General features: G+C 46.4%; 11 protein-coding genes. 1 reads left to right on the top strand and 10 read right to left on the bottom strand.

Translation table 11 applies throughout. The annotated features are described in order from the left end of the window. Positions 1-487: 487 nt before the first annotated feature. The 8 genes from ABDB98_RS02150 to ABDB98_RS02115 form a co-directional block, all read right to left on the bottom strand. On the bottom strand, positions 488-910 hold the full coding sequence (locus tag ABDB98_RS02150; RefSeq protein ID WP_438421218.1) for a pyridoxamine 5'-phosphate oxidase family protein: 423 nt from the start codon (positions 908-910) through the stop codon (positions 488-490). Between the two features lie 6 nt (positions 911-916). Continuing rightward, the gene (locus tag ABDB98_RS02145) at positions 917-1,540 is read right to left on the bottom strand and encodes a GNAT family N-acetyltransferase (RefSeq protein ID WP_438421217.1); all 624 of its coding nucleotides are present in this window, start codon (positions 1,538-1,540) and stop codon (positions 917-919) included. 87 nt (positions 1,541-1,627) lie between these two features. Continuing rightward, complete coding sequence (locus ABDB98_RS02140; protein ID WP_438421216.1) at positions 1,628-2,131, bottom strand: D-lyxose/D-mannose family sugar isomerase; 504 nt, start codon at positions 2,129-2,131, stop codon at positions 1,628-1,630. 12 nt (positions 2,132-2,143) lie between these two features. Further along, a complete protein-coding gene (locus tag ABDB98_RS02135; RefSeq protein WP_047476271.1) occupies positions 2,144-3,004 on the bottom strand; it encodes an SDR family oxidoreductase in 861 nt (286 codons plus the stop codon). Between the two features lie 158 nt (positions 3,005-3,162). After that, positions 3,163-4,677, bottom strand: coding sequence for a class I adenylate-forming enzyme family protein (locus ABDB98_RS02130; protein WP_438421215.1), 1,515 nt, complete (start codon positions 4,675-4,677; stop codon positions 3,163-3,165). Between the two features lie 220 nt (positions 4,678-4,897). After that, positions 4,898-6,982, bottom strand: coding sequence for a BglG family transcription antiterminator (locus ABDB98_RS02125; RefSeq protein WP_438421214.1), 2,085 nt, complete (start codon positions 6,980-6,982; stop codon positions 4,898-4,900). A gap of 300 nt (positions 6,983-7,282) precedes the next feature. Beyond that, a complete protein-coding gene (locus ABDB98_RS02120) occupies positions 7,283-8,185 on the bottom strand; it encodes an aldo/keto reductase (protein WP_438421213.1) in 903 nt (300 codons plus the stop codon). 114 nt (positions 8,186-8,299) lie between these two features. Beyond that, positions 8,300-10,303 carry a penicillin-binding transpeptidase domain-containing protein gene (locus ABDB98_RS02115; protein WP_438421212.1) on the bottom strand — a complete coding sequence of 668 codons (2,004 nt, stop codon included), beginning with the start codon at positions 10,301-10,303 and terminating at the stop codon, positions 8,300-8,302. A 155-nt stretch (positions 10,304-10,458) separates the two neighbouring features. Between ABDB98_RS02115 and ABDB98_RS02110 the strand changes: the two genes are divergently transcribed. Next, positions 10,459-10,779 carry an antibiotic biosynthesis monooxygenase family protein gene (locus ABDB98_RS02110; RefSeq protein WP_060963584.1) on the top strand — a complete coding sequence of 107 codons (321 nt, stop codon included), beginning with the start codon at positions 10,459-10,461 and terminating at the stop codon, positions 10,777-10,779. On the opposite strand, the gene ABDB98_RS02105 is transcribed toward ABDB98_RS02110, so the two are convergent. Further along, on the bottom strand, positions 10,750-10,965 hold the full coding sequence (locus ABDB98_RS02105) for a YczI family protein (RefSeq protein WP_406795068.1): 216 nt from the start codon (positions 10,963-10,965) through the stop codon (positions 10,750-10,752). The two genes, ABDB98_RS02110 and ABDB98_RS02105, sit on opposite strands and share 30 nt — an antisense overlap. 196 nt (positions 10,966-11,161) lie before the next feature. After that, positions 11,162-11,803, bottom strand: coding sequence for a GDSL-type esterase/lipase family protein (locus ABDB98_RS02100; protein ID WP_438421211.1), 642 nt, complete (start codon positions 11,801-11,803; stop codon positions 11,162-11,164). Between the last annotated feature and the right edge of the window lie 56 nt (positions 11,804-11,859).

Below are 11,859 nucleotides of genomic sequence, written 5' to 3'. Positions count from 1 at the left end.
CCAAATCTTTTCATACTGATTAGACTCTGCAGAAAGCGGCGAGGTTTCGGCCGATCAAATAAAAAAACCGCCCGGATGTCCGGTGCGGTTTTGTCTTATTCTTTTCTTACGCAAATAAATAATATATGGTTTCCCGCCTTAGCCCGCGGGTGATTCGTAAATTACAGTTCCGACAGAATCATTCTTCGAAAGTAAACACCATGGAAGTTCTTGAACACAAGACAACGAAAGCCCTACCTCTCAATCGTCACTGCGGCTCCGAAGCCGCGCCGGTGTGAATTGTAAAACAAAAAGTCTTTTTTCCATCTCTTCGTTAGGGGCGAATATCAGAAGGAAAAGAATAAGCTCAGCTTTTTTTCAAGCTGTCTGTTGAAGCCTGAAGCTTCTATATCAAAACAGAAAAAAGAAGTTTACTTTCTTTTTTATTTGCATGTTGTCACTTAGCAGTTAATTATAACAGATTGCCCCCGAATGATCAAATGATTTATTAAAGTTCCAGCTCGGCCGGCGTTTTTTCACCCGCGTTCATGAGCTTGATCTGCTTCGGTTCAATTTCAAGAATCACCAGGTTCGGATCGTCTTTTCCTTCGAACCAGCGTTCCAGTTTCGAATCCCACAGCTTTTCTTTTAAATCTGCTGAGTTGTTCAATTTGGCGGTTCCGGCCACTTCCACATAAGCGTCACCGAATCCGTCACCGTCATACCCTAACAAGATATGAACATTCGGATTGTTTTCAACTTCTTCCGCTTTATGAGTGTCTTTGCTCGTCGGCGTGTAAATTGTTAAGCCGTCATGGAAAAATGTCATGTAGCGTGAATGCGGCTTGCCTTGCTCTACCGTCGCAAGCGAACCGACTTTATGATGATCCAGTACTTCAAGCACTTTTTCTTTGATTTCATTTTGATTCATGCAGAATCACTCCTTTTTAACGTCTCCGCTGTTACTTTTCCACATTGGGGAGACATTTAAACCAAGAAATGTGCTCTTCTGCCGTTCTTCGCTCCATTCCCGCTTCAGCATGCTGTAGTTCACCGTGTCATGGCAGGCGCCCTGTACGAAAATGCCTTCTCTCGTCAGTCCCTCTTTCTGAAATCCGAGCCGTTCCGCCACCGCCCTGCTTTTTGTGTTTTTTTCAGCGGCGCTGATCATGCCACGGTTCAGCCCGAGGTTCTGAAATGCATGGGTGATAACCGCCCTGCAGCTTGCGGTGATGATGCCGAATCCTTCATGCTCCCGATCCAGCCAGTAGCCGATCTCTGCTTTTTGATTGACTGTATCGACATTATGGATGCTGATCATGCCGCAAAACCGGCCCTTTACAAAAATTCCGGCGTCGAAACCATTCTCTTCCGCGTATTTATAGCGCCATTCCGGAATGATCACATCGCGGTACGTATCGATATCAGCCAGTTCTTCCGCCCAGCTGAGCCATTCGCTGAGATGGTTTTGATTTCGCTTCATAACAGAATACAATTCGTCCGTATCTTCTTTGGCAAGCAATCTGATCGTCAGATGTTCCCGGATTTGACAGGAAAACACGATCACACCTTCTTTCCTTTATTAGCCATTATACAGGTAAATTCATTTTTTTCCATACAAAAAAAGATGAGGCGCGCAGCCTCATCTTTAAATACGCGGGTCGGTAAAAACGTCGTGATCATCCGTGCTTGGCGATGACATTTCCGTAACGACCGCCCCTTCTTCTCCCGCTTGGAACCAATGTTTTGTATCCGGCGGAATGGTGTATTGTTCGCCCGGTTCCAGCACAATTTCATTCCAGACGGTGTAGTATTCCTTATCTTCTTCCGGCGGGAGGACGCTTGGGTTCTCTGCCTTTTCGCCTTCTACGTAGAGATACACCTTCCCCCAGCGGCAGCGGAATGTCTCTTGTTTTCCCTTTTCGCCGCCGACCGGCGGATGACGGTGTTCCGGACACGTCTGGCGCGGGAAGAGCACCAATTCTTTTGAACAGTAGCGGTCGGTATTCACGTAAATAAACAGCTGAAGTCCGGTTTCCTCAAGCTTGCCTAAGCCGTAATCCATGATTTGAATCTCTTCGACTTCATCATCAGTCAGAACGATTCCCGCTTTTTGATAGTATGCATTTACGTCTTGCTTCGCTATCGTCATGCTTCAGCCTCCTTATGTGGTCACAAATCTGCCGCCGTTGACATGCAGCGTCTGTCCGGTCATATAAGATGATTCATCTGAGGCCAAAAGCACATAGCAGCCGACATGCTCAACAGGCTGGCCTGCCCGGCCCATCGGCGTATCCTGACCGAAGGAAGCGACGGTTTCTTCTGAGAATGTCGCCGGAATAAGCGGTGTCCAGATCGGTCCCGGCGCCACGGCGTTGACACGGATACCGTCGTTGACGAGCGCTTGCGCCATGGATCTCGTAAAACCGTTAATCGCGCCTTTCGTAGCCGTGTAGTCGATCAGCTGCGGATTGCCTGTGTAAGGATTAATGGATGTCGTATTGATGATCGCGCTGCCCGGCTTCATGTAATCAATTGCTTTTTTAGTCAAATAAAATTGTGAGTAAAAGTTTGTCTTAAAGGTTCTGTGAAGCTGCTCACTTGTAATGTCTTTAATGCTTTCTTTCGGATGCTGTTCCCCGGCGTTATTCACGAGAATATCAAGACGTCCGAATTCTTCAACCGTTTTTTCAACGGCTTCATTGCAAAAGTCTTCCTCACCGACATCGCCGGAGATTAACAGACATTTTACGCCTTCTTCTTCCACTCGTTTTTTTGTATCCTCCGCATCTCCGCTTTCATCAAAATAGACGATCGCGACATTTGCGCCTTCCTTTGCGTAAGCGACCGCTACGGCGCGTCCGATACCGCTGTCGCCTCCTGTGATAAGCGCGGTCTTCCCTTTTAGTTTATCAGCGCCTTTATATTCTTTGTATTCGTAAACAGGCTCCGGATTCATTTCGTTCTCAATGCCCGGCTGGCGGTTTTGTGATTTTGCAGGGAATTCCTTCGGATAGTTTTCCATGTCAAGTTCCTCCTTATTGTTCGTTGTCATACTTCTTGTCTACCTCTGCTGTCTTTTGGATAAACATGAATGAGACAGTTCAAAACGTTTTCGGAGAAAAATGTTTCACATGAAACGCAAGAAAAAAACCCGGCTGGCAGCCGGGTTTTTGATTTCAATTATGAACGTACCGCTTGTTTGCGGAGTACGTCTTTTCTCACTTTTCCAAGGTTGTTTTTCGGAAGTTCGCTGACGAACTCAATCTCCGGAATTTTAAAGGCAGCAAGACGTTCTTGAAGGAATCGGGTCACTTCTTCTTCTGTCAGGTCTTCTCTGCCGTTTGTCACGATGAACGCTTTCGGTTTTTCACCGTAAAGCGGATCAGGGATACCGACAACCGCCGTTTCGAGAATTCCCGGCACTTGCTGAATGACCTCTTCAATCTGGTCAGGATAAATATTGTCGCCTCCGTAGATGATGACATCTTTATAACGTCCGGTGATAAAGATAAATCCGTCTTCATCCACATATCCGGAATCGCCCGTATGGAACCAGCCGTCTTTCAGCACTTTTCGTGTCGCTTCTTCGTTACCTTCGTACCCTTTGAATAAAAACGGATTTGTCACAACGACTTCTCCGATTGAGCCTTGCGGAAGGACTTCGCCTGTTTCCGGATCTTCAATGCGGACGTCCACTTCTTCCATCGGTTTACCCGCAGAAGCGGCTTTATCCATTCCCATTTGCGGATTCCAAGAGCTGATGCCCCACGCTTCAGTGCTTCCGTATCCGTGCATGAGCGGAATGCCGATGTCGCGATACTGCTGGATCAGGCTGCTTGGCACCTTTGTTCCTCCAGTCATCAAATAAACGATAGAAGACATGTCAGTCTGGTGCTTTTCCCAGGCTTTCAGCAAGTATGTGTAATAGACAGGAAGCGCCATGATGGTTTGAATTTTCTCTTTTTCGATGAGCTTCAAGTTTTCTACAGGGTCCTGATTTTCTGTCATAATGAATGTCGTTCCGCTCATCGTGCCGACCATCTGGCAGATAATCGCGCTCGTATGGTAATTCGGATGGCATGCTAAGAAGCGGACATTCTGCATTCTCCCTGTGTATGCCAATGTCGCTTTTACGTAGTTGTATATGCCGCCGTGAGTGATCATGCAGCGTTTCGGATTGCCAGTAGTACCCGAGGTAAACATCAGCAATGCCGTATCGTTTTCGGACACCGTTTCAACGTCCGGTGTATCGCCGGAGCCTGTCAATAAAGCGTCAAACTCAGGTGTTGTCTCCGCAGCTGTTCCGGTCACGACCTTCAGTTTAAGAGAAGATGCAAGCGCAGGAAGCACTTCTTCCATAATCTCTTTAAATTCAGTGCCGTAAAAAACAGCTTTCGGTTCACAGGCAGCTAAAATGCCTTTCATTTCATACGGTGTTAATTGCCAGCTGACCGGCACAACCACCGCTCCGATTTCAAGTGCCGCAAACATGACGATAGATGACGCGTGGCCGTTTTTACAAAGCATCGCCACTCTGTCGTCTTTTTTTATTCCTTTATCAAGAAGCGATTGCGCAAGCTGGTTGATTCGTTTTCGATATTCCGCGTAAGTCAGGGTATGCGCACCGCTTTTTACAGCTTCGATCTCTTCGCTATTTGAAATGTCGTGCAGAATCAGATGCTGTAATGTCTCCATATTTTCATCTCCCATAATCATAAATCACAAAAAACTCTGTCAGATTTTCTTCCTCACGCAACCCATTTTAAACCAAAAAATATAACTTGTAAAACTATTTTGTTTTAGAACTATTCCATTCGTGAATGATACAATAGTCCCATGTTTTAGTTTCTTCCCTTCCCATTACCCTCATACATGCAGAAAAAAACACACCCCATATGAGGGGTGCACCATCTGTTCAGCGCTGTCCTTTTTCCTGAATAAAATGATAAAACAGCCTGTTTAAACGTTTGTATAAATCGGCCTGATCCTCAGTCTGGAAGGCTTTTATACTGGCTTCGGATTCAATGATGGCCGAGCTGACCGCACTTAATATTTCCGATCCTTCAGCGGGCATATCAGCCGGCGCCATCATCACTAAAGCGCGGCCGACGGTCAGGGAATTTCCGTCCATGCCTTTGACACTGCATGGAACTGTCAAATCATAAATTTTGAAAAAAGGCGTGACAATTTCTTCATTTTTGAGATGGTACAACGCCATTGCCGTTCCCGGAATGCCGAGCCCGCCCTGTTCCTCACGCTCTGAAAGGCGTTGTGCGGTTTTTTGGGCATTATGAACCAATCCTTCTTCCTCCAGCATGGCAAACATACGGTTCAAAAACAGCTCATACGCCGTGTTTGAATCAATGAATTTGATCGAAAAGTTCCCCAGCACGCTTTGGATAACCGCCGCATAATGCGCCAGACGCCCGGCCGCTTCCAGCATATCAGGCGTCTCCGGCTGGTTCTCCTCTCTTCTGCCGTTTCTTTTCTTGTCAAGAATCAGCGGAATCTTTCTTTTGATGTACTGCTTGACCTGATCGGCGTCTTCTTCATTTAAAAGCGGACTGACCATGACATAATCAATGTTTTCATACGGGATCGGCACGGTGGATACGATCATGTCGTACGCTGCGGTATCACGGTCCTTCAGTTCAATAAGGGAGGACATATCAAAGGAACGGATTTCCGGGAGCTCTTTTTTCAGTCTGGATGCGAGCATTTTGGACGACCCGATGCCGCTTGAACAGACGATCAGCGCTTTGATTTTCGCTTCTTCCCGTTTGATTTCCAGGGCGGAGCCGAAGTGCAGAACGATGAAAGCGATCTCATCATCAGGAAAATGAAGCCCCGGAAAGAATTTTTCCATTCCTTCTTCTACAGCCATATACAGCAGGAAGTAGTCGCGTTTAATTTGCTGAGTCATCGGGTTGTACATGTCGATACTCTCTTTTACCCGGTTGATCGCAGGTTCGAGATGGGCGATTAAACCGTCGTATAAAGAGCCGTTTTCCGTCAGATCCATTTTAATTTTTTCTGAAATGAAGCCGATCAGCTGCTTTGTTTGCAAAGCCGTTTCAACTTCAATGTTCTCGGGCTTGAATTCGGTTTTGTATTGGCGGTTGGCGCTCCGTAAATGGATGGTGATGTAGCCGATCTCAGCCTCCGGTATCGAAACACCGAAGGCTTTTTCAAGCTCTTTTGCCATTTCGAGCGCGGAGCCGTATTCCTTCGTCTGCTGCAGCGCTTTTAGTTCAGAAGCCTCCATCGTGATGGTTTCTCCGAGTCTGATCCGCTCCATCGCAAAGGTTAAATGAACCGCCAGCGCCATATAGGAGCTGTCAGATAAGGCGATCGAAATTTTTTCCTTGAGCTCAATCAAGAGCCGGTCCATTTTCAAGAGTTCCGCTTTATTTACGACGCCGAACATTTTATCAGCAGCGTCGGGTTTTCCTTTAATATTCAATTCAACCGCTTCCAAAAAGCTTTGAATATCAAGGCGGTTGACCATGAGATTGCCGACGATTTTCCGTTTCGCATTTTCCGGTCCCGTCAGCTGAATGCCGAAGCCTCTTTTTCGGATCAGCGTCAAGCCGAAGGGCGCAATCCAAGTCTCCAGCTCATCAAGATCATAACTGATCGTCGCGTTTGTCACTTGGAGTTCGTTCGCCAGACTGTAGAGCTTGATCGGATCTTGAGACTCTAATAGTGAACATAGGATTAAAAGTTTCCGCTCCTCAGCGCTGTATTCATGCTGTTCAAAGGACAGGTCTGACAGGAGCTTCTGTTTATCCTCCGGGTTTCCCACCGCTTTCAGTCCTTTGCCGGGCTGTTTATCAAGTGCCAGACCGAATGATTCCATCAGCGGTTTGATTGTTTTTAACTCGCGGTGAACGGTTCTCGTGCTGACTTGTAAAGCTTCCGCCAGTTCATGCACTGTTTCGTACCGGTTCTGCAGTAAAAGATGTTTCATTAATTTTTGTTCTCTCGCTGTCATATACATGAAACGCGCCTCCAGATTTTCTAGTTGTGAGGGATGCGGCACATGGGGGGTGCTTCCGGGGAAAGTGTTGTAATTAAAAATATAAAACGCTTTCAATGATTATTCAACCATTTTCTAATGGCAATTTGGCACTGGTCCGTGTGACAGTATTGAATAAGAAAAATGTGTCAGATAATATGCCATGATGCTTGGTTCCTTTCATCTGAACAGCTATACTTCAAAGTGACCTTACTTGTTTTTAGACATTGCACACCACATAAACAACGCCCGGGAAGATACCTTCCCGGGCGTTTGTTTTGTTTATGGAATATCATAACCTTGGACACTTGTATAAACCCGAAACCATTGATCATGGCTGAGTGTGTAAGCTGATGCACGCACCGCGGCGAAAATGCGGCTCTGTTTTCCGCTGCCGACAATCGGCATGATATCCGCCGGATGGGTGAACAGCCATGCGTACATGACTTCGTCAATGGACGCGGCGCCGATTTCTTCCTGTACGGAACGAAGCGCGGCGCGGATCCGGACGTCCTTATCTGATTGGCCTGTAAAAACGCTTCCGCCCGCAAGCGGTGACCACGCCATCGGCGGGATGCGTTTTTCCTGACAGAAATCCAGCGTGCCGTCATGAATATTTTCCAGCTCGTAAGCAGAAATTTCAATTTGGTTCGTGATGAGCGGATCATCCAAATAGGATTCGAGCATTCTGTACTGGTGCGCTTTAAAGTTTGACACTCCAAAATATCTGACCTTGCCCGAGCTTTTCAGCGCATGAAACGCTTCAGCCACAGCTTCCGGGTCCATAAGCGGGTCCGGTCTGTGAATGAGCAGCACATCGAGATAATCCGTATTCAGATTCAAGAGCGACTGCTCAGCCGACGCTAAGATGTGAGATTTCGACGTATTATAATGGTGCGTCTTGTTGCCGGGCCGTTCCGGTGACTCAATGACGATCCCGCATTTTGTGACGATTTCGATTTGCTCCCTTATTGAAGGTGAAAGGGACAAAGCACCGCCGAACAGCTTTTCACATGTATAACTGCCGTATATATCGGCATGGTCGAAGGTGGTAATGCCTTGGCTGATACACCATTCAATCAGATCCAGCAGCTCTGTGTCCGAATAATTCCATTCGTTCAGACGCCAAAGCCCGTGTATCACTCTTGAAAATTCCAGGTCTTCAGCCAATTGAATACGCTGCATGTGAAATCCCCCTTTTTCTTAGTGAGCCCTTGTATCTCTGTTTTTAGGAATTGCCCATGCTGTTTCATTCTGCTTCGGCGGCTGATTTTCCTTTCAGCCCGCAAAAATCGTCATTTAATGATTCTGAAACTGCTTTTTCGCTTTTTCAACGACGTAATGGCTTCCGCCGCGTTTTTTGACGTCTTGAATCATCATCGCGATCAAGAGGTCTTTCTTTTTATAATCGTAGCCGACAAACCAGCCGTTTTCTTTGCCGTCTTTATCTTCTTTTGACGTTTTCAGCTCGGCTGTGCCGGTTTTTCCGGCTACGGTAATGCCGCTTACGGCCGGCTGATATGCAGAGCCGCGCGGATCTTCAACGACGCCTCTCAGCCCTTTTGTGATTTCTTCGGCATTGGCTTTGGATACCACTTGCTTATGCCAGATTTGCGGTGTTTTTTCTCCGTCTTTGATTAATGTCGGTTTGACAAGATTTCCGTCTGTTACAAATGCGGTATAATCAGCCGCTAAGTGCAGCGGAGACATCAGCATCTGCCCTTGGCCGTAGCCCGTATCTCCGAGAAGAATTTCGGAATCAAGCTTGCCATTAGCGATTGACGACTTTTCAATCGGGAATTGATACGGAATGTCTTCGTCAAAGCCAAATGTTTTTAATCCCTTTGTAAACGCGTCCGCTCCGGCGTCTATGGCATTTTGCGCAAAGTAGATGTTGTCCGATGTAATCAGCGCGTTTTCGAGATCCACTTCATTCAGACGCTCTGATACGCGTGTGACATGGTAACCGCCCCAGCTTGAATCTTTCTGCCACTCTTTTCCGGTGATTTTTTTCTTTTCTGACGCTTTCAATGTGCCGTTTGTCAGGCCGACTGCCGCGGCAATCGGTTTAATCGTTGATCCCGGTGCATACAGCTTGTTGAATTTCGCTGAAAACGGATTGTCTTTATTTTCATTCAGCTTTTTCCATTCTTTTCCGCTCCAGCCGAAAATAAAGCCGTTCGGATCATAAGACGGTGCGCTGACAAGCGCGAGGGTCTCTCCCATTTGCGGTTCAAGGGCGACTGCCGCTCCGCTGTCATCTTTCATGGAATCATACAGCTTCGTCTGCGTTTTCATATCAATCGTTACATGAATATCCTGCCCGTTTTCGGCTTTCTTTTCAGCAATAACCTCTCCCGTTTGCGGGACGTAAATTTTCCAGCCGGTCGTGCCGCGAAGCTTGTCTTCGTATACATTTTCAAGGCCGGCGGTGCCGATTTTGGAGGTGTCGCTGTATTGGCCTTCTTTCGCTTTTTTCAGCTGCTCCGCTGTGATTGTTTTAATATATCCGGTCAGATGGGCCGCTTTTTCCCCGTACGGATAGTAGCGGGAGCTGACTTTCGTTTTCGTCACGCCGTCTAATGCGAGCAGGCTTTTGACCTTGCTTTCATCATCCGGTCTGATTTTTTGAATCGGAACATAGGAGTCGTCTTTTACCCAGCCCTGATTCAGTTTGCTTTTAATATCGTCTTCAGAAAGGTCCAGTTTTTCAGACAGTTTTTTGATCACGCTGTCTTTATCCTTGCCGAGTTTTCCAGGGATAATGCCGATTTCCGGCACCTCCGTATTCACGGCGAGGCCTTTGCCGTCTTTGTCGTAGATTTGCCCGCGCTTCGGTTCTTCATTTGCGATCTGCACGGTTTTGTCATCGGAAAGCTGTTTGAAAATAAAAGAAGGATTCCAGTCGATGTTCCATGATTCTCCATCGTCTGTTTTTTCTTTTTTCAGGACGGCCGTGTTGTCAAAGGCGACCTTTCCTGCTTTTGTATCCATGCTGACTTTATAATCGATGTGCTGAAGGTCATCTTTTTTCTTATCGTCTTCGTCCTGTTTTTCCGCCGTGACTTTCAGATTTTTGACCCCTGCTTGTTCATAAATGGTTTCATATCGTTTTACAAAATCCTTTTTGGATAGTTTTTTCTTTTCATCCTGGGTGAGGCTTTGGTACATTTTATCGTAATGACCGCCATTCCAGTCTTTTACGAAATCTTTCATTCTGTCTTCAGCTGACTCCGATTTCGAGCAGCCGATTAAACCTATGATTCCTGCGAGTAAAAGTAATAGGTATAATCCTTTTTTCACTGTCTATTCCCCTGCCTTCCAATTGTTATTTTCTCCTAAACCAAATGAGGCTTGCAAGGATTTTTTACTTATAGTGTTTTAAATTTTTATTTTTTTCAGCTATTTTTGTCCATATTTTTATACAATGTATCTATTAATAAAAAGGGGGATTCCGAATGATCAGAGAAGCAGCCATGCTGCATGTAAAAGAAGGTCTTGAAGGAGAATTCGAAGCGGCATTTCGCAGGGCGGAGCCGATTATAGCGGGTATGAAAGGTTATCTGTCCCATTCCTTGTCCAAATGTATGGAGGAAACGCATAAATATTTGCTGCTGGTGGAATGGGAAACATTAGAGGATCATACAATAGGCTTTCGCGGATCGCCGAAATATCAGGAATGGAAAGCCTTACTGCACCGTTTTTATTCACCTTTTCCCGTTGTGGAGCATTTTCAGGATCTATCAAACTCAGATTACGTGAAGCGTAAAACCGATTAAAGAGATCGACCATACAAAAACGGCGGTATATATATTGAATTTCCCGGAGCCGTCGTTTTCTTTCCGTTTTTCTTCCAGCCCCTGAATGAACATGACCGCACCGAGAAACACGAGCATAATCGGCTGTATGACAGATGTATGTTCTGCATACGTAAATGCGGCAGCAGCAAGTATAATAATCAGCATCGCGAGTGACAGTTTTAAAACGCGCAGCAAAAAAATCCATCCTTTCTGTTATCATTTTTTGAACACAATTCTATTTCTGTCTTTATCCCCCATTATTCTAGCGTACTTTTTGCGCGGATAGAACGAAAGTCGGACAATTTTAAGTTTGTTTTAAGGAGAACGAAAAGCGCGCTCCCGATGAAAAGGAGCGCGCGGTTTATGAGCGGGCGAGGCTTCCGTATCCAAGCCCCCTGAGAACGCATGCCATGACTTCATATCCTCTGCCGTTGGGGTGTACGCGGTCATGAGAGAGATACTCGTTCAGCTTTCCTTTGAAAGCGCTGTGGACATCGGCAATTTTGACGTGCGGCGCCGATGCGAGTGTGCTGAGGTGCGCATTATAAGAAGATATCCATTTCTCTGCAATGGAAATACCAGGGAAAGGGTTGTATAAATTGAAGACGCGGATCTCATAAGGAGACGGGTGCGGCCCTTTTAAGGCTGTGATCTTGGCTATCATCTTTTCAAAGTTCTCGTGACAGTGACTGGACACACTGGTGAACACCGAAGCGTCCGATGTTTGCTGATATTCCCGAACCGAATCGATCAAATCGTTGCCGCAGCCTGTAATGGTAATCATATCAGCAGCCTGAATCCGCCTCTGAATGTACGGCCAAGACATAAGCCCGAGAATTTCTCCCGTCTCAAGGCCTGATTTGGCAAAGATGGAAACGTCGGTTCTTGTCTGTAAATCTTCTGCCATCATACGTCCGAACCGCTGAACAAAACCGGCGGAAAACGGGCCGGACCCCCTTCCCGTCGTCAAAGAATCCCCAAGCGCCGTATAAACAAGTCCCATTTTCTTTCCTCCACTCGTTACTATCGATATTGTAATGTACGCGAGTGAAGAAAAAT

It is taken from the genome of Bacillus siamensis (genome assembly GCF_051628075.1).
Classification (GTDB): Bacteria; Bacillota; Bacilli; order Bacillales; family Bacillaceae; genus Bacillus; species Bacillus siamensis.
The sequence above is the reverse complement of the archived record's forward strand: the minus strand, read 5'-3'. Positions and strand labels throughout refer to the sequence as shown.